Origin of the sequence: Azospirillum sp. TSH64 (assembly GCF_003116035.1) — a bacterium.
GTDB lineage: Bacteria > Pseudomonadota > Alphaproteobacteria > Azospirillales > Azospirillaceae > Azospirillum.
The window spans coordinates 4184401-4207069 of the sequence record NZ_LGQW01000015.1 but is presented as its reverse complement, the minus strand read 5'-3'; the positions used below and the strand labels follow the sequence as shown (position 1 = coordinate 4207069).

Annotated in this window: 21 protein-coding genes; 14 read left to right on the top strand and 7 right to left on the bottom strand. The window is 67.2% G+C overall.

Annotated elements, in window-relative coordinates:
* The first annotated feature begins 10 nt into the window (after nt 1-10).
* The 10 genes from TSH64_RS20455 to TSH64_RS20410 are packed head-to-tail and all read left to right on the top strand — an operon-like array spanning nt 11 to nt 9747.
* Nucleotides 11-949, top strand: coding sequence for an NADH-quinone oxidoreductase subunit H (locus TSH64_RS20455; RefSeq protein WP_109447750.1), 939 nt, complete (start codon nt 11-13; stop codon nt 947-949).
* A 19-nt stretch (nt 950-968) separates the two neighbouring features.
* Nucleotides 969-2432 (top strand): hydrogenase 4 subunit D, encoded by a 1464-nt coding sequence (locus TSH64_RS20450; protein WP_109447748.1) that lies wholly within the window; start codon nt 969-971, stop codon nt 2430-2432.
* A gap of 14 nt (nt 2433-2446) precedes the next feature.
* Entirely contained in the window at nt 2447-3100 is a 654-nt protein-coding gene (hyfE, locus tag TSH64_RS20445) for a hydrogenase 4 membrane subunit (RefSeq protein WP_042694840.1), read from the top strand.
* A gap of 5 nt (nt 3101-3105) precedes the next feature.
* Nucleotides 3106-4746: a hydrogenase 4 subunit F gene (locus TSH64_RS20440; protein ID WP_247873061.1), complete on the top strand. Its 1641-nt coding sequence runs from the start codon at nt 3106-3108 to the stop codon at nt 4744-4746.
* Entirely contained in the window at nt 4743-6458 is a 1716-nt protein-coding gene (locus TSH64_RS20435) for a hydrogenase large subunit (protein ID WP_109447744.1), read from the top strand. The genes TSH64_RS20440 and TSH64_RS20435 overlap by 4 nt, the downstream gene beginning before the upstream one ends.
* 12 nt (nt 6459-6470) lie before the next feature.
* Nucleotides 6471-7061 (top strand): formate hydrogenlyase complex iron-sulfur subunit, encoded by a 591-nt coding sequence (locus tag TSH64_RS20430; RefSeq protein WP_042694835.1) that lies wholly within the window; start codon nt 6471-6473, stop codon nt 7059-7061.
* Nucleotides 7058-7876 carry an NADH-quinone oxidoreductase subunit B family protein gene (locus TSH64_RS20425; protein ID WP_146208054.1) on the top strand — a complete coding sequence of 273 codons (819 nt, stop codon included), beginning with the start codon at nt 7058-7060 and terminating at the stop codon, nt 7874-7876. Before TSH64_RS20430 ends, TSH64_RS20425 begins: the two co-directional genes overlap by 4 nt.
* Nucleotides 7873-8340, top strand: a complete 468-nt coding sequence (locus tag TSH64_RS20420) for a formate hydrogenlyase maturation HycH family protein (protein ID WP_109447742.1) — start codon at nt 7873-7875, stop codon at nt 8338-8340. The genes TSH64_RS20425 and TSH64_RS20420 overlap by 4 nt, the downstream gene beginning before the upstream one ends.
* Complete coding sequence (gene hycI, locus TSH64_RS20415) at nt 8337-8795, top strand: hydrogenase maturation peptidase HycI (protein ID WP_109447740.1); 459 nt, start codon at nt 8337-8339, stop codon at nt 8793-8795. Before TSH64_RS20420 ends, hycI begins: the two co-directional genes overlap by 4 nt.
* Before the next feature lie 43 nt (nt 8796-8838).
* On the top strand, nt 8839-9747 hold the full coding sequence (locus TSH64_RS20410) for a formate/nitrite transporter family protein (RefSeq protein ID WP_109447738.1): 909 nt from the start codon (nt 8839-8841) through the stop codon (nt 9745-9747).
* Between the two features lie 72 nt (nt 9748-9819).
* Here the strand turns inward: TSH64_RS20410 and fdhD (TSH64_RS20405) are convergent, their stop codons facing one another.
* On the bottom strand, nt 9820-10593 hold the full coding sequence (gene fdhD / locus TSH64_RS20405) for a formate dehydrogenase accessory sulfurtransferase FdhD (RefSeq protein ID WP_247873060.1): 774 nt from the start codon (nt 10591-10593) through the stop codon (nt 9820-9822).
* Nucleotides 10594-11083: 490 nt separating this feature from the next.
* On the opposite strand from fdhD (TSH64_RS20405), the gene hypA reads away from it, so the two are divergent.
* From hypA to TSH64_RS20390, 3 genes are read left to right on the top strand one after another with little or no spacing between them, the layout of a single operon-like run.
* On the top strand, nt 11084-11425 hold the full coding sequence (hypA, locus tag TSH64_RS20400) for a hydrogenase maturation nickel metallochaperone HypA (protein ID WP_109447734.1): 342 nt from the start codon (nt 11084-11086) through the stop codon (nt 11423-11425).
* A gap of 22 nt (nt 11426-11447) precedes the next feature.
* Nucleotides 11448-11729 carry a HypC/HybG/HupF family hydrogenase formation chaperone gene (hypC, locus tag TSH64_RS20395; protein WP_109447732.1) on the top strand — a complete coding sequence of 94 codons (282 nt, stop codon included), beginning with the start codon at nt 11448-11450 and terminating at the stop codon, nt 11727-11729.
* 42 nt (nt 11730-11771) lie between these two features.
* Nucleotides 11772-12350 (top strand): HupE/UreJ family protein, encoded by a 579-nt coding sequence (locus TSH64_RS20390; protein WP_199237616.1) that lies wholly within the window; start codon nt 11772-11774, stop codon nt 12348-12350.
* A 112-nt stretch (nt 12351-12462) separates the two neighbouring features.
* On the opposite strand, the gene fdhD (TSH64_RS20385) is transcribed toward TSH64_RS20390, so the two are convergent.
* The 4 genes from fdhD (TSH64_RS20385) to fdnG are packed head-to-tail and all read right to left on the bottom strand — an operon-like array spanning nt 12463 to nt 17950.
* Nucleotides 12463-13299: a formate dehydrogenase accessory sulfurtransferase FdhD gene (gene fdhD, locus TSH64_RS20385; RefSeq protein WP_247873059.1), complete on the bottom strand. Its 837-nt coding sequence runs from the start codon at nt 13297-13299 to the stop codon at nt 12463-12465.
* Between the two features lie 16 nt (nt 13300-13315).
* Nucleotides 13316-13975, bottom strand: a complete 660-nt coding sequence (locus TSH64_RS20380) for a formate dehydrogenase subunit gamma (protein ID WP_109447730.1) — start codon at nt 13973-13975, stop codon at nt 13316-13318.
* A complete protein-coding gene (gene fdxH / locus TSH64_RS20375) occupies nt 13972-14883 on the bottom strand; it encodes a formate dehydrogenase subunit beta (RefSeq protein ID WP_109447728.1) in 912 nt (303 codons plus the stop codon). Before fdxH ends, TSH64_RS20380 begins: the two co-directional genes overlap by 4 nt.
* 4 nt (nt 14884-14887) lie before the next feature.
* The gene (gene fdnG / locus TSH64_RS20370) at nt 14888-17950 is read right to left on the bottom strand and encodes a formate dehydrogenase-N subunit alpha (protein WP_109447726.1); all 3063 of its coding nucleotides are present in this window, start codon (nt 17948-17950) and stop codon (nt 14888-14890) included.
* 253 nt (nt 17951-18203) lie between these two features.
* On the opposite strand from fdnG, the gene TSH64_RS20365 reads away from it, so the two are divergent.
* Complete coding sequence (locus TSH64_RS20365) at nt 18204-19118, top strand: formate dehydrogenase accessory protein FdhE (protein ID WP_199237615.1); 915 nt, start codon at nt 18204-18206, stop codon at nt 19116-19118.
* 9 nt (nt 19119-19127) lie between these two features.
* On the opposite strand, the gene TSH64_RS20360 is transcribed toward TSH64_RS20365, so the two are convergent.
* Complete coding sequence (locus TSH64_RS20360; RefSeq protein WP_109447722.1) at nt 19128-21227, bottom strand: cache domain-containing protein; 2100 nt, start codon at nt 21225-21227, stop codon at nt 19128-19130.
* The gene (locus TSH64_RS20355; protein ID WP_199237614.1) at nt 21215-22621 is read right to left on the bottom strand and encodes a sigma-54 dependent transcriptional regulator; all 1407 of its coding nucleotides are present in this window, start codon (nt 22619-22621) and stop codon (nt 21215-21217) included. The genes TSH64_RS20360 and TSH64_RS20355 overlap by 13 nt, the downstream gene beginning before the upstream one ends.
* Nucleotides 22622-22669 lie beyond the last annotated feature (48 nt).

The following is a 22669-nucleotide window of genomic DNA, read 5'->3' as shown; positions in this document are numbered from 1 at the left end:
GGAGGACGCCATGCTGACCTTCTCACACCTGATCCTGGGACTGTTCCAGGCGCTCCTCCTGCTCGCCGCGGCCCCGCTGGTTTCCGGCCTGTCGCGCATGGTCCGGGCAAAGCTGCACACCCGCCACGGGCCGGGCCTGCTGCAGGACTATCGCGACATCGCCAAGTTGCTGACCCGCCAGGATTTGACCCCACCGAACAGCGGCTTCGCCTTCCGATCGATGCCGGCGGTGATGCTGACGACGGTGCTGGTCATCGCCACGGGCATCCCGATGCTGACCCGCTTCACGCCGGTGGCGCCCATCGGCGACCTGATCACGGTCATCTATCTGTTCGCGCTCGCCCGCTTCTTCTTCTCGCTGTCCGGCATCGACAGCGGCAGCTCCTTCTCCGGCATCGGCGGCAGCCGCGAGCTGACCATGGGCGTGCTGGTGGAACCGGTGATGCTGCTGTCGCTGTTCGTGGCGGCCCTGCTGGCCGGCTCGACCAACCTCGGCGCCATCGGCAGTGCCATCGCCGACGGCCATGTGCGGTCGGCGACCGCGACGGTGATCGCCGCCCTGTCCTTCGCCTACGCCATCTACATCGAGCTGGGCAAGCTGCCCTACGACATGGCGGAGGCTGAGCAGGAGCTGCAGGAAGGCCCGCTGACCGAATATTCCGGCCCGTCGCTGGCGCTGATCAAATGGGCGATGGCGCTGAAGCAGACGGTCGTCGTCGCCTGGTTCGTCGGCGTCTTCCTGCCCTTCGGCAGCGCGCCCGAAATGACGGTCTTCGGGCTGCTGTTCGGGCTGGTCGCCTTCGCCATCAAGCTGGTCCTGATCTTCGCCGCCGTCGGCGTGGTCGAGAACAGCGTCGCGCGCGTCCGCTTCCGCCTGACCCCCCAGCACAGCTGGGTCGGGGTCGGCGCCGCCTCGCTCGCCTTCGTCTTCTATCTGGTCGGCCTGTGAGCCGGCGAGGGGCAGCATCATGATAACACTTCCCACGGAACCGCTCGGACTGTTGGCGCTGGCCGCCATCCTCGTCCCCTTCGGCGGTGCGGCGGCCATCGCGGCATCGGAACGGGCATCGGCCAAATGGCTGTGCCAGGGCTTCGCCGCGGCCACCGTCGCGGTGATCGCCATCCTCGCGATGTCGCTGCTCGGCGACGGCAAGGTCGGCGGCACCTTCGAGCTGATCTCCTTCGGATCGGTCTCGATCCTCGGGTTGGTGGTGGACAGCGTCAGCGTGCTGATCGCGCTGGCGGTGATCTCCATCGGCCTCCTGGTGGCGATCTATTCCGCCGCCTATCTGAATGCCGGCAACCGCGAGCATCCCGACATCGGCCGGCGGCGCTTCTACGCCTTCCTGCTGGTGTTCATCGGCGCCATGACCGGGTTGGTGTTCAGCTCCACAGTGGTCGGCCAGCTCGCCTTCTTCGAGCTGACCGGCGCCTGCTCCTGGGCATTGATCGGCTATTACGAATCGCCCAAGGCGTTGCGCTCGGCGGCGAAGGCGCTGCTGGTCACCCATGTCGCCTCGCTCGGCCTCTATGTCGCGGCGGCGTTGCTGTTCCTGTCGACCGGCACCTTCTCGCTGACCGCCATCGCCGACCTGTCGCCGGGGATGAAGGCGACCGTGCTGCTGGCGATCCTGGTCGCCGCCTGGGGCAAGTCGGCCCAGCTGCCCTTCCACATGTGGCTGCCCGACGCCATGGAGGCACCGACCCCGGTCAGCGCCTACCTGCATGCGGCATCCATGGTGAAGGTCGGCGTCTACATCTTCGCCCGCGGGCTGATGTCGGCCGGCGGCGCGCCGGAGATCGTCGGCTGGGTCGGCTCGATCATGGCAGTGCTGACGCTGGTCTACGGCTTCTTCATGTATCTGCCGCAGGTCGACCTGAAGCGCCTGCTCGCCTATTCGACGATCACGCAGCTGGCCTATATCCTGCTGGCGCTGTCGCTGTCGGTCTTCGGCTCCGACCTCGCCTTCAAGGGCGCCATCGCCCACATCTTCAACCACGCCTTCGCCAAGACGCTGTTCTTCCTGGTCGCCGGTGCGCTGAGCTACACCGCCGGCACCCGGCTGCTGCCGTCGCTGCGCGGCATCGTCACCAAATCGCCGCTGCTGGGCGTCGCCTTCGTCTGCGCCGCGCTCGCGATCACCGGCGTGCCGCCCTTCAACGGCTTCTTCAGCAAGTTCGCCATCTTCGCCGGCGGGTTCGAGGTCGGGGCCCATCACTGGGCGCTGATGCTGCTTGTCGTTATAGCACTGGCGGAATCGGTCGGCTCCTTCGCCTGGTTCCTGAAATGGCTCGGCCATTCGGTGCCCGGCAAGCCGTCCACCACCATGGCCGCGGCGGCGCCGCTGCCGGCCGGCATGAAGTTCGTGCTGGTGGCCCTGGTGGCGATGACGGTGGTCTCAAGCTCCATCGCCGCCTCGTGGCTCGGTTGAGGGAGGGAACGGTCATGAACGGATTTCTCATCGTCAACGGCCTGTCGGGCCTGCTGATCGTCAGCTCCCTTCTGGTCACGCTCGCCGGCAATCCGGCCAACTCCGCCCGCTTCTACGCGCTGCAGAGCTTCATCCTGGTGATGCTGTTCGTGGCGCTGGCGGGGGCCACCGGGTCGGGCGAGCTGTATCTCTGGTCCTTCACCGCGCTGCTGACCAAGGTCATCCTGGTCCCGGCCATCATGTACCGTGCCTTCCGCCGGCTGAGCGACCCGGCCATCGGCACGGGTGCGGTGATGCCGACGGCGCTGTCCATCGTCGGCGCGGCGGTCGCCCTCATCCTCTGCTTCGTCGTGGCGTCCAAGGTGACGCTGCCGGCGGCGGACGCCATCAAGCCGGCGCTGGCGGTGTCGCTCGCCCTCTTCTTCATCGGCCTCGCCTGCATCGTGGCGCAGCGGAACATCCTGAAGCAGGTGTTCGGCTATTGCCTGATGGAGAATGGGTCGCACCTGACCCTGGCCCTGCTGGCCCCCAACGCGCCGGAGCTGGTGGAGATCGGCATCGCCACCGACGCCATCTTCGCGGTGGTGGTGATGGCGGCGCTGGGATCGCGGATCTTCGACACGCTGCACACGCTCGACGCGCGCCAGCTCACGAGCCTGAAGGGATGACCGCCATGGTACCCTCGATCCTTCCCCCACTTCTGCTGATCGGTCCGCTGGCGGTGGCGCTGTTCCTGCTGACCCTGCCCTGGTTCCGAGACTCCCTGCCCGAAGCCTTCGCGACCGACACGGGCAGCGTGACGCTGCTGGAGCGCATCCATCTGGGCTCCATCGGCTATGTCTTCCTGCTGAGCATCGCGGCGCTGATCCAGGTGCTGTCGAACGGCGCCATCTCCGCCTTCGGCGACTGGCTGTTCGTCGACGCGCTCGGCGCCGTCTTCATGATGCTGGTCGGCGTGGTCGGGCTGATGACCGGCCTCTATTCCATCGCCTACATCCGCCACGATCTGGAGTCCGGCGCCATCGACGCCGGCAAGGTCCGGATCTATTACGGATTCTTCAGCCTGTTCCAGTTCACCATGCTGCTGGCGGTCACCGCCAACAACATCATCATGATGTGGGCGGCCATCGAGGCGACGACGCTCGGCTCCGCCTTCCTGGTCGGGCTGTACGGGCAGAAATCCTCGCTGGAGGCCGCCTGGAAATACGTGATCATCTGCACGGTCGGCGTCGCCTTCGGCCTCTACGGCACGGTGCTGGTCTTCTCCAACGCCGCTGACGTGCTGGCCGACCCGCACCAGGCGGTGCTGTGGACGGCCCTGGTCGGCCATGCCGCCGAGCTGGACCCGATGCTGGTCAAGCTGGCCTTCGTCTTCGCCCTGATCGGCTTCGGCACCAAGGCCGGCATCTTCCCGATGCATGCCTGGCTGCCCGACGCCCACTCCGAGGCGCCGAGTCCGGTGTCCGGTCTGCTGTCGGGCGTGCTGCTGAAATGCGCGCTGCTGATCGTCATCCGCTTCTACGTCATCACCGTCGGCACGGTCGGCACCGGCTTCCCGCAGATGCTGCTGCTGACGCTGGGCCTGCTGTCGGTAGGCGTCTCGTCGCTGCTGTTCTTCGTGCAGCAGGATCTGAAGCGCAAGCTGGCCTATTCCAGCATCGAGAATGTCGGGCTGATCGTCGTGGCGCTCGGCGTCGGCGGGCCGCTCGGCATCGCCGCCGCCCTGCTGCACGCGATCAACCACAGCGTCACCAAGGCCCTGTTCTTTTGCAGCGCCGGCAACGTCCTGATGAAATACGGCACCCGCGACCTGCGGGCGGTGAAGGGCGTGCTGCGGGTGGCGCCCGCCACCGGCCTGTTGATGATGGGCTGCGCCCTGGCACTGGCCGGCTTCCCGCCCTTCAACATCTTCGTCAGCGAATTCATGGTCTTCATGGCCGGGCTGAACGAAGGCTATGGCTGGATCATGGCGCTGTGCGCGCTGTTCCTGTGCATCACCATCGCCGGTCTGGTGAAGATCGTCGCCGACAGCGTGCTGGGCAAGAGCCCGGAGACGATGGCCAAGGGTGACCTTGGCTGGAAGGCGCTCGCCCCGCTGGGCGTGCTGGCGGTGCTGGTGCTGACGCTGGGCTTCGCCGTGCCGCAGCCGCTGTCCAATCTGGTGCAGCAGGCGACGACGGTGGTGATGAACGGCGACAGCCGCCCGGTGGTGGCCGCCCCCTGGCAAAAATACGACGGGCAAACATACGACACGGTTCGCGCCGGCGGACAGCTGGTGACCGGCAGCCTCTCGCAGACGGAGATTTCAAAATGAACCTCATCACTCCGGACCGGGTCGGGAGCGGCTATATCGCCTCCCTGCGCGAGAGCCTGCCCCACGCCATCATTGACGAATCCTGGCAGACCGAATCCCAGGTCACCATCACGGTCAAGCCGGTCTCGCTGCCCGACGTCGTCGCCAGCCTCTATTACGACCACAATGGCTGGCTGTCGGTGGTCGTCGGCAACGACGAACGGCCGCTGAACGGCGGCTACGCCGTCTACTATGTCCTGTCCATGGAGGGCGGCGACAAGTGCCATGTGGTGGTGCGCTGCGAGGTGCCGGCCGACACGCTGGAATACCCGTCCGTCACCCCGCGGGTGCCCGCCTGCGTCTGGGGCGAGCGCGAGGTGCGCGACATGTTCGGCCTGCGCCCGGTCGGGCTGCCGGACGAACGCCGCCTCGTCCTGCCCGACGACTGGCCGGACGAGCTGTATCCGCTGCGCAAGGATTCGATGGACTACCGGCTGCGCCCGGCGCCGACCAGCGACGACGAGACCTACCAGTTCATCAACGAGGCCAAGCAGGAGACCCGCGTCGTCCCGCTGGGGCCGCTGCACATCACGTCGGACGAGCCCGGCCATTTCCGCCTGTTCGTCGACGGCGAGGACATCATCGACGCCGATTACCGCATGTTCTACGTCCACCGCGGCATGGAGAAGGTGGCCGAGACGCGGATGGGCTACAATGACGTCACCTTCCTGGCCGACCGCGTTTGCGGCATCTGCGGCTACGCCCACAGCGTCGCCTATGCCAGTTCGGTGGAGAATGCGCTGGGCATCAAGGTGCCGCCGCGGGCCCAGGCCATCCGCTCCATCCTGCTGGAGACGGAGCGGATGCACAGCCATCTGCTCAACCTCGGCCTCGTCTGCCATTTCATCGGCTTCGACACCGGCTTCATGCAGTTCTTCCGCGTGCGCGAGAAGGCGATGACGCTGGCCGAACTGCTGACCGGCGCGCGCAAGACCTACGCTCTGAACCTGATCGGCGGCGTGCGCCGCGACATCCTGGGCGACCAGCAGGCAAAGACCCGCGAACTGGTCGCCGAGCTGCGCGACGACGTGACCCGGCTGGTCGACGTGTTGCTGTCCACCGCCAACGTCAGCGGCCGCGTCAAGGGCGTCGGCCGGCTCGACCCGCAGATCGCCCGCGACTACAGCCCGGTCGGGCCGGTGGTGCGCGGCAGCGGCCACCGCCGCGACACCCGCGCCGACCATGCCTTCGCCGGCTACAAGCTGCTCGACATACCGGTCCATGTCGAACAGGGCTGCGACGTGCTGTCCCGCACGCTGGTGCGGGTGGCCGAGTTCTTCGACAGCCTGTGGATCATTGAACAGCTGCTGGACAAGGCCCCGGCCGGCCCGGTGCTGAACGAGGATTTCACCTATGTCCCGCACAAGTTCGCGCTGGGCTTCACCGAGGCGCCGCGCGGCGAGGACATCCACTGGTCGATGACCGGCGACAACCAGAAGCTCTACCGCTGGCGCTGCCGCGCCTCGACCTACAACAACTGGCCGGTGCTGCGCTACATGCTGCGCGGCAATACGGTGTCGGACGCCCCGCTGATCGTGGGCAGCATCGACCCCTGCTATTCCTGCACCGACCGCGTGACCGTGGTGGACGTGCGCAAGAAGCGCTCCAAGACCATCGCCTACAAGGAGATGGAGCGCTACTGCCGCGAACGCACGGATTCACCGCTGAAGTGACGGGGGGCGGATATGCTCAAGCTACTCAAGGAAATCTTCCGCACGGGCGAGGCGACGGTCAAATACCCCTTCGCCCCGATGCCGGTCTGCAAGGACTTCCGCGGCAAGCCGGAACACAAGGCGGAGGACTGCATCGCCTGCGCCGCCTGCACCGTCGCCTGCCCGGCCAATGCCATCCAGATGGAGACCGACACCGCCGCCGGCAGCCGCACCTGGTCGATCAATTATGGGCGCTGCGTCTTCTGCGGCCGCTGCGAGGAATCCTGCCCGACCGGCGCCATCCGCCTGTCCGACGATTTCGAACTGGCGGTCGGCAGCAAGGCCGACCTGACGCGCAAGGCCGTCTTCACGCTGGCCGACTGCGCCTGCTGCGGCAAGCCCTTCGCCCCGGCCAAGGAGGTCGATTACGTCGCCCGCCTGCTGAGCCAGTCGGCCCGCAGTGCTGAGGAAGCCGACCGGCTGCGCCTGACCGCCGCGACCTGTCCGGCCTGCAAGCGCGCCCAGGATGTCCATCACATCGCCGGCATGGGCATCGCCCGGCAGATGGAAGCCGGCCTCTCGAAAACCGGAAAGCCGGCCAAGGAACTGGAGACCACGCCATGAACGTCCCCGTAGACCCCAAGACCCTGGTGGCGGAGATGTCGCCGGTCTCCACCAGCGAGCAGATCGCGACGATGAAGAAGGCGCTGCTGAAGAACATCCAGCGCTCCGCCTACGTCTATCGCGTCGATTGCGGCGGCTGCAACGGCTGCGAGATCGAGATCTTCTCGTCCATCACCCCGGTGTTCGATGCCGAGCGTTTCGGCATCAAGGTGGTGGCCTCGCCCCGCCATGCCGACATCCTGCTGTTCACTGGCGCCGTGACCCGTTCCATGCGGATGCCGGCGCTGCGCGCCTACGAGGCGGCGCCCGATCCGAAGATCGTGGTGTCCTACGGCGCCTGCGGCTGTACCGGCGGCATCTTCCACGACCTCTACTGCGTCTGGGGCGGCACCGACAACATCGTTCCGGTGGACGTCTACATCCCCGGCTGTCCGCCGACGCCGGCCGCCACCATCCACGGCTTTGCCGTGGCGCTCGGTCTGCTGGAGCAGAAGCTGAAGGCCGAGACCCATGTCGAGGCCGCCGGCGAGACCGCCGCCCTGCCCCATCCCGACATCCCCTATGCCTTGCGGGTCCGGCTGGAACGCGAGGCACGGCGGATGGCCGGCTACCGCCAGGGCCGCGACATCGCCGAGGAGTTCATGGCCCTGCTGGAGGGGCACGCGCACACGCCGGGATCCTTCAGCCTGTCCGAGCGGATGCTGGAGGCCATCGGCGAGGAACGCGATCCGCGCCGCGCCGAGATCATCGCCCGGCTGGCCGACGTGGTGCAGCGGGCCATTCGGGGAGAAGCGCCCCGGGGAGAAGCGCCATGAACACGCCCGCACAAGCCGATCCCGGCTCCATTCCCGGCCTGCGCGCCGGCCGGGGCGTGGCGCCGGAGGTCGTCTTCTACCAACTGAACGCCAAGGTGCTGGAACGCAAGGAGGACATCCCGGAGGCTGCCCGGCAGGTGGTCTATTATTCGCTGGCCATCGGGCATCACATCGGCGTGTTCGACTGCTTCAAGCCGGCCTTCCGCTGCACCACCGCGGTGTTCGACCGCGTTCTCGACGCGCTGAAGGACAATGAGGAGGCGCACCGCAAGCTGTCGGGCCTGCTGCGCTTTGGCGAGATCACGGTGGACAGCACCCACGTCCGGCTGCTGATGGCGGCCGTCGAAGCGGTGCTGCCCACCGCCCCGCCCGACGTGGCGGCCTGGCTCGACCGGCTGCGCACCGCGCTGGACGCCATCCGGCGTGAGCCCGCGATCTATCTGATGGGGAGACGGCTGTCATGACCGATGTCGTATTCACGGTTGGGAATGTCCTGCGCGGCGACGACGGCGCCGGCCCGCTGCTGGCGCAGTTGCTCGACGAGCAGCCGGCCCCCGGCTGGACCGTGGTGGACGGCGAGGATGTCCCGGAGAACCACACCCACCACATCCGCAAGCTGGCGCCGCAGCGGGTGCTGATCGTCGATGCCGCCGACATGGAACTGCCGCCCGGCGAAGTCCGCCTGATCGGGCAGGACAGCGTCGCTGAGCAGTTCATGGTCACCACCCACGCCATCCCGCTGAACTTCCTGATCGACAGCCTGCGGGAAACCGTGCCGGAAATCCTGTTCCTCGGCATCCAGCCGCAGGACACCAGCTTCTTCGCGCCTGTCACACCCACCATCCGCAATTCCGTGGAGGCCGTACACGACCGGCTGGTCCGCGGCGAGGGATTCGAGGGCTACGAGACGGTGGGCTGATCCGGACCTCAAGGCAACTCAAGACAAGTGGAGGAATTTCGCCATGGCGGATCCTGCATCGAAAGACACGCCGGTCCTCGGCATGGACGCCTATTCGCCCGCCGAGATCCAGGACAAGGTCGAAAAGCTGGGGGTGAAGAAGGCGACGATGCCTTTCCTGCCCAGCTTCATGCTGGCGGTCGTCGCCGGCGGCGGCATCGGGTTGGGCGGCATGTTCTTCGTCATCGTGCTGGCCGATCCGGCGCTGAGCTTCGCCGTCCAGCGGATATTGGGCGGGCTGGTCTTCTCGCTCGGCCTCGCCATCGTCATGGTCGGCGGGGCGGAGCTGTTCACCGGCAACTGCCTGATCGTGATGGCGCGGGCCAACGGCCAGATCAGCACGGCGCAGGTGTTGCGCAACTGGGCGACCATCTGGATCGGCAACGCGGTCGGGGCGATGGGCCTCGTCTTCCTGATCTATCTGTCGCACCACACCGAGATGAACAACGGTGCGGTCGGCGCCGCCGTTCTGAAGCTCGCCATCGGCAAGATCGCGCCCGACGCTGTGACGATCTTCTTCAAGGGCATCCTGTGCAACCTGCTGGTCTGCCTCGCCGTCTGGCTCGCCTATGCCGGCCGGACGGTGACGGACAAGATCGTGGCGCTGACCCTGCCGGTCGCCGCCTTCGTCGCCGCCGGGTTCGAACACTGCATCGCCAACCTCTATTTCCTGCCGCTGGCCTATCTGCTGAAGGTGACGGGCCATGTGCCGGCCGGGCTGGACATGTCGGCGATCACGGCGGGCGGCATCCTGCACAACCTGCTGTTCGCTACGCTGGGCAACATCGTCGGCGGATCGGTGTTCGTCGGCGGCATTTATTGGCTGATCTACCGCAAGGGCCTCGGTGGCCTGACCCCGCTGCCGTCGCAAAAGCCGCTGCCGTCGATGGGGCAGCCGGCGGCGACACGCTGAAAAGACCGCGCATGCAAATGAAAAGCCCGCGGGCCGGCGATGAACCGGCCCGCGGGCTTTTCCGCCCCCCGATCAGACAGGCATCGCGACCCGTGACGGGACGGCGTAGACGGTGAGGCGGCCTTGCCGCACGAAGGCGACGACGCCCACCCCAACCGTTTCGGCGAAGCCCACGCACAGCGAGGTCGGGGCGGAGATGGCGGCGATCAGCGGAATGCCGGCGGCGGCGGTCTTGTGAACCATCTCGAAGGAGCAGCGGCTCGACACCACGATGAAGCCGCCGGTCGTGTCGATCCGGGCGCGGGCGAGCGCGCCGATCAGCTTGTCGAGCGCGTTGTGCCGGCCGACATCCTCGCGCACCGCCACCAGCTCGCCATCGGGGCGGGCAAAGCCGGCGGCATGGACGGCCCCAGTCTCCCGGTTCAGGCTCTGCCCCGACGGCAATGCCGCCATGGCACGGATGATCGCGTCCGGTTCGATGCGGGCGGCGGAGCGGACCGGATCAAGCGGTCTCAGGGTTTCGGCGAAACTGTCGGTGCCGCAACGGCCGCAGCCGGACCCACCCATCAGGTTGCGCTTGCGTTTGAGCAGGGCAGCCAGCCGCTCCACCGGCAACTGCATGCGGATGCGGACACCGTCCGTCAGCTCATCGATGGCGGTGACGGCCAATTCGCCGGCGCTGCCGACGATCCCCTCGCTGAGGGAAAAGCCGGTGGCGAAATCCTCCAGGTCGGTGGGCGTCGCCAGCATGACGGCGAAGAGATCGTCGGCATAGACCAGCCCGACCGGCACCTCGTCGACGATCTTCTCTTCCCGTCGGTCGAAGCCGGACTCCGTGCGGATCATCGCCTGCACATGCCGGACTCCGCGATGGGAAAGCGGGTGAGCCAGGGAAAGTGCGGCGGGCTGCGGGGCGCTACAGGCGGTTGCATGTTCCATGATATGGCCCGAACCCTGGCTGTGGCGAGTTTGTGGGAGATGGGGTGTGGGCACCGGCTGGACGGTCCGTTACGGTCTACCATTGGCGCGGCCGGTCCTGGAGCATCGAATCCGGCGGCGAGGTCAGCCAAGCACCCGCTGCCCGATTCTGCGCCAAGCCGCCGCAGAACGACATGCGGCATTCCGGCTCACCGTCAATATTCGCTGATCATCTTTGAATAAATATTGATTATCGCACCATAGAAATTTGTTATTGATCAGTCTTGATTTAAGAAAACTCGTGTTTTCCCTATTTATAATTTGCAGCAGTCAAGTGTCGGTGATATGCCTTGCAGGTCTCTTGAACCGATGCTTTTTTGCCGCTCGGGACTTCCGGCTCCCATCGTGGAGAAGGACGATGCATGAACTTTCATTGTGCGAACGCCTGATCGACTTGCTGCGGGAGGAATCGCAGCGCCACGCCTTCCAGCGGGTCACGCGGATCCGGTTGGCGGTGGGGCGGTTCGCCTGCGTCGATCCGGAGGCCCTTCGCTTCGCCTTCGATGTGGTCAGGCGCGATACGTTGGCCGAGGGAGCGACGGTGGACATTCAACAGCCGCCCGGTTTGGTCTGGTGTGAAGACTGCTCCAGCGAGAGAGAGGTTCCGACGCGTCTCTCCCCCTGCCCGGTCTGCGGCGGCCTGCGCCTGTCCCCCCGCGGCGGCGACGACCTGACGCTGGTCGAATTGGAAGTGGCATGACGGCACGAGAAGGAGCCCGACCATGTGCCTGGGAGTACCGGCCAGAATCATCGCCATCGCGGATGCCGGACGGATGCTCGCCGTCGCCGACATCCTGGGCGAAAAGCGGGAAGTCAATCTCTCCTGCATCGCCGAACCGGGCGACGACATGACCGGTCAGATCGGCCAATGGGTCCTGGTCCATCTCGGCTTCGCGCTTTCCCACGTCGACGAAGCCGACGCGCGGGTCACCCTCGACCTGCTTCGCCAGGTCGACGAGGCAGAGGCCGGGAGAGGGCACCTGAAGGCCTCCCTGCTCGCCTGACACGGGCGACGTGGCCGGCCGAACCCCTTAGGAGATCGTTCGATGAACAGGTTGCTTTCCGCCGGCCTCGCCGGCGTTCTGGCGGCGACGCTGGCTCTGCCGGCCGCTGCCCACACCGGCCATGCCGGCGATGCGATGTTCCTTCAGGGGGTGCTCCACCCGCTGACCGGCATCGATCATCTGCTGACCATGGTGGCGGTCGGTATCTGGGCGGCGCAGAATGGTGGCCGAGCCATCTGGATGCTGCCGGCTGCCTTCATCGCCATGCTGTCCGGTGGTGCCGCGCTCGGGATGGCCGGGATCGAACTGCCGGCGGTGGAGGCCGGGATCGCCGCCTCCGTGGCGGTGCTCGGGCTGCTGGTGCTGCTGAACAGGCGGGTGCCGGTCGCCGCCGCCGCGATCCTGGTCGGCGCCTTCGCCGTCCTGCATGGACATGCTCACGGCACCGAGATGCCGCAGACCGCAGAGCCGCTCCTCTACGGACTGGGCTTCGTTCTGTCCACCGCGACGCTGCACGGCACCGGCATCGCCATGGGGCTGGCTCGCCATATCCCACGCAAACTGCTGGCATCGCGGGCGTTGCGGCAGCAGGAGTCGCCGACGTCGTCGGGTCGGTGCTGACGGGATCGGCCGCGTCCCGGCTTTTTCTGACCAAACCGAACGCCCCGGTTCCATCGAACCGGGGCGTTCGGTTTTGCCGATTGCAAGAACCGGCAATTGCGATCCCTGGCCATCAAACGATGAAATGGCCGGGATGGCTGTAGACCACGATGCGCTCGTCACGCGCGAAGCCTGCCAACGTCAAACCGCACCCCTCCGCCAGCCGCACCGCAAGCGCGGTCGGAGCGGAGATGGCGACGAGGCAGCCGATGCCGGCAACCGCCGCCTTCTGGACCATTTCGAAGCTGGCCCGGCTGGAGGTCAGGATGAAGCCGTCGGTGGCATCGATTCCCGTGCGGGCCATCCAGCCGATCAGCTTGTCGAGCGCATTGTGCCGGCCGACGTCCTCACGGATCGCCGTGATGGTACCCACCCGATCGACCCAGGCGACGCCATGGACCGCGCCCGTCAGGCGGTGCAGGCGCTGGTGCTCGGCGAAGCCGGCAAGCGCGCGGGTCACGGCGCCGACCGGCACGGGTTCGCCGCGAACCACCCTGTCCTTGACCCTTGCCACCGCCTCCAGCTTCTCCACCCCGCACAGGCCGCAGCCGGTGCGCGCGGTCATGCTGCGGCGGCGGTCCTTCAGGGCCATGAAGCGTTCCAGCGGGATGTCCATGTGAACCTCCAGCCCATCGCAGCCTTCCCTGACGGCGATGTCGAACAGCTCGTCCGGACCGGCCAGAATGCCCTCCGACAGGCTGAAGCCCAGCCCCAGATCGTCCAGATTCTCCGGAGAAGCCAGCATCACCGCATGGGAAATGCGGTTATAGACCAGCGCGACCGGAACCTCCTCGATCACAAGGTCGTCGCAGGCCTCGGCCCGCCCCTGCTCCAGCCGCAGGACAGCGGTGCGGTGGACGGTTGGAAAGGCGGATCCGTACGAAGGATCGGTCAGCATGTCGAGCGGCATGTCAGTCTCCTCGGGCTCAGACCTTCCTGCCGGTGGTCTCGCGATACCAGCGCGGATGGTGCTTCTTGGCCCAGCCATGGGTAACAACGCCTTCGACCATCGCGCGGATCGTGCCCTGAACCCAAAGCGCCGCATACACATGCACGATGATCGAGGAGATCAGCACCACGGCACTCGTCGCATGGACCAGCAGGGCGATGCGGATGACCGGGATCGGGAAGGAGGCGGCGAAATAAGGCCGCCACGCGATCACGCCCGAACCCAGCAATGCTGCCATGCACAGGACCATCATCCAGAACATCGCCTTCTGGCCGCCATTGTAGCGGCCGATGTCGCCGACCTCGTTGCCCTTCATGACCTCCCTCACCGCGACCATCCAGCGGATGTCCTCGCGATTCAGCAGGTTGTGGTGCCAGTAGCGGAAGAACTGCCGGCCAAAGGCGACGAACATGACCACCCCAACGAAGGGATGGACGATGCGTGCCAGTTCCGGCGTGCCGAATACGCCGGTGAGCCAGAAGAAAGCCGGGTAGAAGAAGGCCAGACCGGAGATCGCCAGCAGCACGAAGCAGACCGCGACGACCCAGTGATTGATCCGCTCGGCGGCGCTGTAGCGCTGGATCAGCTTTTCCTTCGCCGGATTTTGTGCGGCCAGATTTTCAGCCTTGTCCGTCATGACCGGTCCTCCTCGCGGGTGCCTACCTTCGCGTCGTCGTTGGCGTCTTGGTGGGCGTCGTCATCGGCCCGGTTGGGACCGACCGTGATATAGTGGAAGAAGCCGAACAGGCCGGCAGCGGCGATGCCGACCGTCGCCAGCGGCTTCAAGGCGCCCTTCCACAGGCCGACCGCCGTGCTGATCGACGGATCGTTGGGCAGGCCGGAATACTGTTCCGGCTTGTCGGCATGGTGCAGCACATACATCGTGTGCGTGCCGCCGACGCCCGGCGGGTCGTAGAGGCCGGCATGTTGGAAACCGCGGCTCTGGAGATCGGCGATGCGGGTGGCCGCGACCTCCTTCATGTCCTCCTTCGAGCCGAACTGGATGGCGCCGGTCGGACAGGTCTTGACGCAGGCCGGTTCCAGCCCGACCGCGACGCGGTCGGAGCACATGTTGCACTTGTACGCCTTGCCGTCCTTCGGGCTGAGGCGCGGCACGTTGAACGGGCAGCCGGACACGCAATAGCCGCAGCCGATGCACTGATCCTGGTTGTAGTCGACGATGCCGTTCTTGTGCTGGACGATGGCACCCGGCGACGGGCAGGCCTTGAGGCAGCCGGGCTCGGCGCAATGCATGCAGCCGTCCTTGCGGATCAGCCATTCCAGCTTGCCGTTCTCCTCCACCTCGGCGAAGCGCATGACGGTCCAAGCCTGCGACGACAGGTCGGTCGGGTTGTCGTAGACGCCGACGCAGGTGCCGATATCGGCGCGCAGTTCGTTCCACTCGGAACAGGCGACCTGACAGGCCTTGCAGCCGATGCAGGCCGACACGTCGATGAGCTGGGCGATCTCGGCCGGGTTCCGGGCCTCGGCCGCCGCGGTCGGGCTGGCCGAGCGGCGCTGGATGTCCAGGGATGACGAGGTCATGGCGTTACGCTCCCACGATCTTCTCGACGTTCACGAGGAACGCCTTGTATTCCGGCGTCTGGGTGTTGCAGTCGCCGACGGCCGGCGGCAGGGTGTTGGACAGGTAGCCCTTGCGCGCTACCGTCTCCCATCCCCAGTGCAGCGGGATGCCGACCTGATGGATCGTCTTGCCGCTGACCGTCAGCGCCTTGACGCGCTTGGTCACCACCGCCTTCGCCTTGATGAAGCCGCGCCGCGAGCTGACCTTCACGGTGTCGCCGGTGCGGATGCCCTTCTCGGCGGCCAGCGTCTCGCCGATCTCCACGAACTGTTCGGGCTGGGCGATGGCGTTCAGCGCCACGCTCTTGGTCCAGAACTGGAAATGTTCGGTCAGGCGGTAGGTGGTGCCGACATAGGGGAACTGGTCATGGGTGCCGAGCCGCGCCTTGTCGGCAGGGAAGATGCGCACCGCCGGGCTGGTGACCACCTTCGGATGGAGCGGGTTGGTGCCGAGCGGGCTTTCCATCGGCTCGTAATGCTCGGGGAACGGGCCGTCCACCAGCTTGTCGGTGGCGAACAGGCGGCCGACGCCCTCCGGATTCATGATGAAGGGGTTCATGCCGCTGGAGGGTGCCGCGTCGATCTTGAAGTCCGGCACGTCGGCACCAGCCCAGCGCTCGCCGGTCCAGGCGATCAGCGTGCGCTTCGGGTCCCAGGGCTTGCCCGACGGGTCGCAGGAGGCGCGGTTGTAGATGATGCGGCGGTTGGCCGGCCAAGCCCATGCCCAGCCCGGCGTGTTGCCGAGACCGGAATCGGAGTTGTCGCGCCGCGCCATCTGGTTGCCCGCCTGGGTCCAGCAGCCGGCGAAGATCCAGCAGGCCGACAGGGTGGAGCCGTCATCCTGCATCAGCGCGAATCCCGGAAGCTGCTCGCCCTTGCGGATCAGGAACTTCGTCGGGTCCTTCGGGTCGGGGATGTCGACCAGCGCCCGGCCGTTCAGCTCCTTCGCCAACTCCTCCGGCGTCGGTTCCAGCGGGTTCCGGTAGGGCCAGGAGAGATTGAGGATCGGTTCCGGCGCCTTGCCGCCATCCCGGCGGTAGAGGTCGCGCAGCGCGACGAACAGTTCGGCGATGATCTCCTGGTCGGTCTTGGCCTCGCCCGGCGGATTGGCGCCCTTGTAGTGCCATTGCAGCCAGCGCGCCGAATTGACGATGGCGCCGTCCTCCTCGGCGAAGCAGGTCGACGGCAGGCGGAACACCTCGGTCTTGATGGCCGCGGTGTCGACGTCGTTGATCTCTCCGTGATTGCGCCAGAAGGACGCCGTCTCCGTGGCGATCGGATCGATTACCACCATGTATTTCAGCTTCGAGAAGCAGGCGGCGGTCTTGCGCGCGTCGGGGAAGGAGGTCAGCGGGTTGAAGCCCTGGACGATCAGCCCGTTGATCTTGCCGTTGTGCATCAGGTCCATGACCTGCAGCACGTCGTACATCTTGTCCCACTTGGGGATCCAGTCGTAGCCCCAGTCATTGTCCCGGGTGGCGTTGTCGCCCCAAAACCACTTCATCAGGCTGACGAAGAATTTCGGCGTGTTGCTCCAGAAATTCAGCTGGCCGGGCTGCTGCGCCTTGGGCGTCGTCTGCGCCAGATAGGCCGCGAGGGTCGGATGCGCCTTCTCGTTCGGCAGCGTCAGATAGCCGGGCAGGCTGGTCGACAGCAGGCCGAGGTCGGACAGGCCCTGGATGTTGGAGTGGCCGCGCAGCGCGTTCACGCCGCCGCCGGGCATGCCGATGTTGCCCAGCAGCAGCTGGATCATCGCCATGGTGCGGATGTTCTGGGCGCCGACGGTGTGCTGGGTCCAGCCGAGCGCGTAGAGGATCGTGCCGACCTTATCGCGTGCCGACGTCGCGCCAAGGTAACGGCAGACCGTCAGGAAGCCGTCCTTCGGGCTGCCGGTCAGGTCGGCGACGACGTCGGGCGTGTAGCGCGCGTAATGGGCCTTCATCAGGTTCCACACGCAGCGCGGATGCTGGAGCGTCGGGTCGGTGCGGGCGTTGCCCGCCTCGTCGAACTCGTAGTTCCAGCTCTTGCGGTCGTACTGGCCCTTGTCCGGATCGAAGCCGGAGAACAGGCCGTCCTCGAAGCCGAAGCCCTCGTCGACGATGTAGGAGGCGTTGGTGAACGCCTTCACGTATTCCCACTGGATCCTGTCGTTGGCGATCAGCCAATTGATGACGCCGCCCAGGAACACGATGTCGGAGCCGGCGCGGATCGGGACATACTCGTCGGCCACGGCGGCGGAGCGGTTGAAGCGCGGATCGACCACGACGATCCGGGCACCCCTCTTCTTCGCCTCGATGGCCCATTTGAAGCCGACGGGGTGCGCCTCGGCCGGGTTGCCGCCCATCACCAGGATGAAGTCGGCGTTGGAGATGTCGACCCAGGTGTTGGTCATCGCCCCGCGCCCGAAGGTGGAGGCCAGTGCCGACACGGTCGGGCCATGGCAGACGCGGGCCTGCGCGTCGGTGCCGACGATGCCGAGCGAGCGCATGAACTTCTGCGTCAGGATGCCGGTCTCGTTCGACGAGGCTGAGGCCGTGAGCATCGCCGTCGACACCCAGCGGTTCACTGTCACGCCATGGTCGTTCCTGACGACGATGTTAGCGTCGCGGTCGTCTTTCATGTGGCGGGCGATGCGCCCGATCGCCTCATGCCAGGAGATGCGCTTCCACTCGCTGCTGCCGGCCTCGCGCACCACCGGGTATTTGAGGCGGTTCGGGCTGTGGATGAAGTCCAGCAGGCCGGCGCCCTTCGGACAGAGCGAGCCGCGGCTGACCGGATGGTCGGGATCGCCCTCGATATGGACGATCTCCGCCTTCGCGTTCTTGGCGCCGTCACCCAGGCTGTACATCAGCAGGCCGCAGCCGACCGAACAGTAGGGACAGGTGTTGCGGATCTCCTTGGCGCGGGCCAGCTTGAACTGCCGCACCTCGGCCAGCGCGGTGGACGGCAGGAACCCCAGCGCGGCCACGCTGGAGGCCGCAATTCCCCCCGCCGTTCCCTTCATGAATTGCCGACGACTGAGCTGCATGGTTCCTCCCGGATTGGCGCTGTTCTGGGCGCGCCCAAGGCAGGTTCCGTGCCAGTCCGGAAAAGCCCTCAATCCCTGTGGTTTTCCGTCATGGCTTCAGCAGGTTTATGGACATTCTGTCCGGATCGGAGGGACAGAATGTCCACATAAGAGGTGGGCCGATTGGTGCCTTCCGTTGTGGAAAGGCAGCTCAACCGACTTGTACGGAAATTGCAGCGGACGGCAGGCGCAACCTTTTGAGAAACGGCCCCCCATGTCCCAGCACCGCCACGCCGCTGCTACCGAAGGATCCACTCCCGTCAGCGGAGCGATGGCCGAAGCCATGGCCGCCGCCGGACTGGAGCCCGGCCGGTCGCCGTCCCCCGTGCGCCTGCCGAATGCCGCCCTACTGTTTCAACGCCGGGCCGGGCGTCTTCGCAGCCTCGCCCCCGGTCACCGTCTGTCCTCCTGGCTGGCCTTCATGGCGCAGTTGAGCGACGCCCAGCATGAGCTGGCCGTGATCCCAAGCGTGGCGTCGCCGGAGACAGGATGGCTTCCCGACCTCGAACAGCTGCGCAGCCTGCTGCGCGGCACGCTTCCGGCGACGGCGGAGAACGCGCTGGAGGATCTGCCGTGGGGCGACGGGGAGGCGTTGAACGCCTCGGCCGCGCGGCTGCTGACCGGCGGGGCGAACCGGGAGGACATCGGCGGCGCACCCTTCATCGTCGCCGCCCTTCAGGTCGCCTGGACCCGCCACGCCGGCGGATTGGAGGCCAATGCGATCTCCGCCTCGGCGGTGGCCGGCCATTGCCCGGTCTGCGGAAGCGCACCGGTTGCCGGCGTGATCCACACCGGGAGCGAGATCGGCGGGCTGCGCTATCTCCATTGCGGTCTCTGCCATACGGCATGGCACCATGTCCGCAGCGCCTGCGTCGCCTGCGGCGAAGGCAACCGGATCGACCTGCGGTTGATCGAGGCGGGGGAGGAGTCCGGCAGCGGGTCCAACGATCCGGCGCGGGCCGAAACCTGCGAGTCCTGCAACGGCTATCTGAAGCTGTTCCTGATGGAGAAGGCACCCGGCCTCGACCCGGTGGCGGACGACCTCGCCTCCTTCGCCCTCGACATCCTGGTCGGCGACGAGGGATTCCAGCGGATCGGCGGCAACCCCTTCCTTGCACAGGGGGAATGAGCGACCGGTTCACTCGTCGCCGAACAGGACCGATGGGGATGCCGGTTCGCCGGGCCGGCCGGGGAAGCGGGCCTTCCGGCGCAGGGCCACGGTGAAGGTGGTGCGGAGGCCGGGCCGGCTTTCCAGGGCGATGTGGCCGCCCTGGCGCTGGACGATGGCGAAGCTGATCGACAGGCCCAGTCCCGTCCCCTCGGACTTCTTTGTGGTGAAGAAGGGATCGAAGACGCGCCCGAGGCAGTCGGGCGCGATGCCGTGCCCGGTGTCATGGACCGACAGGACGACGCCCGCTTCGCCCTCCTCCGGGAAACGCGTGTCGGCGGTCTCGATGGTCAGCGTGCCGCCGTCCGGCATCGCCTGGACGGCGTTGACCATCAGGTTGACCAGCACCTGCTGCAACTCGCCCCGGCTGATCTCGACCGGGACCGTCGCCGTCAGGCTGGTTTCCACCGCGATGCGGCGGCGCCCCATGGTGTGGCGGGTCAGCAGCAGGCAGTCGAGGACCACCGCATTGACGTCGACCGGTTCCGCCTGTCCGGCATAGTCGCCCGGCCGGGCGAACTGGAGCAGCTTGGCGATGATGGTCTGGATGCGCCTGGTCTGCTCGTCGATCAGGCGGATCTCGTCCTTCACCGGTGCGGCGGCATCGCCCAGCACCTCGCCCAGCAGGTCGAGGTTGCCCTGGATCACTGCGACGGGGTTGTTGATCTCGTGGGCGACCCCGGCGGTCAACTGGCCGATGGCGGCCAGCTTCTCGCTCAGCACCAGCTGGCGGCTGGCCTGCCGGAGTGTGGCATTGGCGCTTTCCAGCTCGGCAGTGCGCTCGGCGACCTTGCGGTCGAGATCTTCGGCTGACCGCTGCAACTCCAGCCGGCGGGCCGCCAGCGAGTCCAGAAGCTGGTCGAAGGCCCGCGACAGCCGCCCGAGTTCGTCCCGGCTGCGGTTCGGCCCGGCGCGCGCCGTCTCGTCGCCTGCCTCGATGGTGGCGATGACCCGGTTCATCCGTTCGAGCGGCCGGAAAATCGCCTGGGCAAAGCGCAGGTCGGCCAGGGTTCCGAGCGCGGAAACCGCCAGGAACGCCAGCACCAGCCCGGTCATGGCACGGTACAGCGCGTCCTGCAACGGCGCTTCCAGGAAGCCGACATAAAGCATGCCGATGCGCCGACCCCCGGTGTCGAGCAGCGGCTCGTAGCCTGAGACATAGGTGTCGTCGACCACGAAGGCGGAGCCCAGCCACACCCTGCCCTCGCCCATCACCCGGCGGTAGACCGCCGCCGACGCCCGCGTGCCGAGCGCACGCTCCCCCTCGAACAGGCGGACATTGGTGGCGATGCGGGTGTCGTCGAGGAACAGGGTGGCGGTGCCCTGGCTGCCCAGCGGCAGCGACGCCTCCTGATAGACGACGGTGTTGATGCGGTCGACGATGGCTTGGCTGCCGTTGAGCAGCATGCCGCCCTCCAGCACGCCGAGCAGCCCGCCGTCGAGCCCGAAAATCGGCACGGCGGCGTGGATGGTCAGCGCACGGTCCTCCACTCTACGGGCGGTCGAGGCGGCGTTGCGGGTGGGCACCAGCGGAATGAGGGTGCGGGCCGCCAGGGACGGGTCGATGGCGGCCAGATGCTCCGGCTCCAGCACGTCGAGCCCATGGGTGCTGTCGCTCCGCAAGGCCGAGCGAACCACCGTCCAACCGGACCGGTCAGCCCCGGCCGCTCCGGCGCCGGCCCGCACCCGGCCTTGCGGATCGAGCAGCAGCAGGAAGTCCAGCCCTTGCCGGTGCGCGGTCTCGTCCAGCAGCGCCTCCAGCCTGCCGCCGTCCTGACCGTCGAGCGCAAGCGCCAAGCGGTGGGAGGCGGCGAGCGCCGCCAGCCCGTCGCCGACCGTGCCCTGCATGCGGTCGAACACCTGCCGGGCGGTGCCGAGATCGGCACTGACCTTGTTGATCAGCAGCTGGTTATAACCCTGGGTGCCCCAGTACCAGACGATCAGCAGCAGGGCCGGCATGCCCAGCAGCAGCGGCGCCAGGACCAGCGCCAGCAGCTTGTGGCGGACCGATCCGGTGAGGGGAGTGAGACGCTCGTCCAGCGCGGCGCGCAGGCTGCTCAGACGCCCCATTCGGCCCACTTCCGGTCGAGCGTCTTGCGCGACACCCCCAACAGGGCGGCGGCGCGCGCCCGGTTCCCGCCGCAATCGGCCAGCACGGCGAGGATGTGGCGCTTTTCGACCTCGGCCAGCGTCTGCCCGCTGGCCGCATCGGCGCCGGCCCCCTCCTGGGCGACACAGACCGACAGTCCCAGGTCTTCCAGCGGAAACTCGCCGAACAGCAGGGCGCGTTCCATGAGGTTGCGCAGTTCTCGCACATTGCCCGGCCAGCCATGCGCGATCAGCGCCGCTTCGAGCGGCGGGTCGATGTCCAGCGGTGGAACCCCCAGGCGCAGCGACAGCACCCCCATGAAGCGGCGCGCCAGCTCGACCACATCGTCGCCGCGCTCCCGCAGCGGCGGGACGCGCAGGGTCATCACGGCAAGCCGATAGAACAGGTCCGCCCGGAACCGGCCGGCGGCAACCTCCGCCTTCAGATCGCGGTTGGTCGCGGCCACCACGCGGACATCCACCGGAAGCTCCTGTTCGCCGCCGACCGGACGGATGCGGCGCTCCTCCAGTACGCGCAGCAGCTTCGATTGCAGCGCCAGCGGCAGCTCCCCGATCTCGTCCAGGAACAGCGTGCCGCCATGGGCGTAGTAGAACAGCCCTTTGCGCGCCTCCTTGGCCCCGGTGAAGGCGCCGCGCAGATGGCCGAACAGCTCCGCCTCCACCAGATCGGCCGACACGGCGGCGCAGTTCAGCGCCACGAAGGGCCGCTCTGCCCGGTGCGAGCGGGTGTGCAGGGCACGCGCCACCAGCTCCTTGCCGACGCCGGACTCCCCTTCGATCAGCACGGTGGACGGCGAAGGGGCCACCCGTTCGATGAGCGCCCGCAGGCGCAGGATGGGGGCCGAGCGGCCGACAATCTCGTCGGTGGTGCCGCGCCGCTTGGCCAGTTGACGCCGCAGGACGAAGTTCTCGCGCTGGAGCCGGGTGCGCTCCATGCAGCGGGCGATGGCGCTGACGATCTGCTCGACCCGGAACGGCTTCAGGATCAGATCGGCCGCCCCGGCCCGCAGCGCCTCGATGGCGGTGTCGATGTCGGCGAAGGCGGTGATCAGGATCACGTCGCCGCCGAAACCGGCCGCCTGCAATTCCTTCAGCCAGTCGAGGCCCGACTGCCCCGGCAGGGCGATGTCGAGGATGATCAGGTCGACACAGTGCCGCTCCAGATGAAGCGCCGCGTCCTCGGCGCTGCCCGTCGTGGTGACGCGCCAGCCGCGCCGCTCCAGGCTGCGCGACAGGAAATTGCGGATGCCTTCCTCGTCGTCCACGATCAGCACGGACGGCGCGGTCGCCGGTTCCTCCGCCACGACCGCGGGCGGGAGGGCTGCGTCGTCGGACAGCGGTGTGTCGGTTGGCATGCTGGGCTTCAATGACGCATCGGGCGTGGGATATGGCCGCGCGATCAT

Bases quoted from the DNA above. Each gene is read 5' to 3' on its own strand.
- TSH64_RS20455 (WP_109447750.1), top strand. From the start codon at position 11: ATGCTGACCTTCTCACACCTGATCCTGGGACTGTTCCAGGCGCTCCTC.
- TSH64_RS20450 (WP_109447748.1), top strand. From the start codon at position 969: ATGATAACACTTCCCACGGAACCGCTCGGACTGTTGGCGCTGGCCGCC.
- hyfE (WP_042694840.1), top strand. From the start codon at position 2,447: ATGAACGGATTTCTCATCGTCAACGGCCTGTCGGGCCTGCTGATCGTC.
- TSH64_RS20440 (WP_247873061.1), top strand. From the start codon at position 3,106: ATGGTACCCTCGATCCTTCCCCCACTTCTGCTGATCGGTCCGCTGGCG.
- TSH64_RS20435 (WP_109447744.1), top strand. From the start codon at position 4,743: ATGAACCTCATCACTCCGGACCGGGTCGGGAGCGGCTATATCGCCTCC.
- TSH64_RS20430 (WP_042694835.1), top strand. From the start codon at position 6,471: ATGCTCAAGCTACTCAAGGAAATCTTCCGCACGGGCGAGGCGACGGTC.
- TSH64_RS20425 (WP_146208054.1), top strand. From the start codon at position 7,058: ATGAACGTCCCCGTAGACCCCAAGACCCTGGTGGCGGAGATGTCGCCG.
- TSH64_RS20420 (WP_109447742.1), top strand. From the start codon at position 7,873: ATGAACACGCCCGCACAAGCCGATCCCGGCTCCATTCCCGGCCTGCGC.
- hycI (WP_109447740.1), top strand. From the start codon at position 8,337: ATGACCGATGTCGTATTCACGGTTGGGAATGTCCTGCGCGGCGACGAC.
- TSH64_RS20410 (WP_109447738.1), top strand. From the start codon at position 8,839: ATGGCGGATCCTGCATCGAAAGACACGCCGGTCCTCGGCATGGACGCC.
- fdhD (WP_247873060.1), bottom strand. From the start codon at position 10,593: ATGATCCGCACGGAGTCCGGCTTCGACCGACGGGAAGAGAAGATCGTC.
- hypA (WP_109447734.1), top strand. From the start codon at position 11,084: ATGCATGAACTTTCATTGTGCGAACGCCTGATCGACTTGCTGCGGGAG.
- hypC (WP_109447732.1), top strand. From the start codon at position 11,448: ATGTGCCTGGGAGTACCGGCCAGAATCATCGCCATCGCGGATGCCGGA.
- TSH64_RS20390 (WP_199237616.1), top strand. From the start codon at position 11,772: ATGAACAGGTTGCTTTCCGCCGGCCTCGCCGGCGTTCTGGCGGCGACG.
- fdhD (WP_247873059.1), bottom strand. From the start codon at position 13,299: ATGCCGCTCGACATGCTGACCGATCCTTCGTACGGATCCGCCTTTCCA.
- TSH64_RS20380 (WP_109447730.1), bottom strand. From the start codon at position 13,975: ATGACGGACAAGGCTGAAAATCTGGCCGCACAAAATCCGGCGAAGGAA.
- fdxH (WP_109447728.1), bottom strand. From the start codon at position 14,883: ATGACCTCGTCATCCCTGGACATCCAGCGCCGCTCGGCCAGCCCGACC.
- fdnG (WP_109447726.1), bottom strand. From the start codon at position 17,950: ATGCAGCTCAGTCGTCGGCAATTCATGAAGGGAACGGCGGGGGGAATT.
- TSH64_RS20365 (WP_199237615.1), top strand. From the start codon at position 18,204: ATGTCCCAGCACCGCCACGCCGCTGCTACCGAAGGATCCACTCCCGTC.
- TSH64_RS20360 (WP_109447722.1), bottom strand. From the start codon at position 21,227: ATGGGGCGTCTGAGCAGCCTGCGCGCCGCGCTGGACGAGCGTCTCACT.
- TSH64_RS20355 (WP_199237614.1), bottom strand. From the start codon at position 22,621: ATGCCAACCGACACACCGCTGTCCGACGACGCAGCCCTCCCGCCCGCG.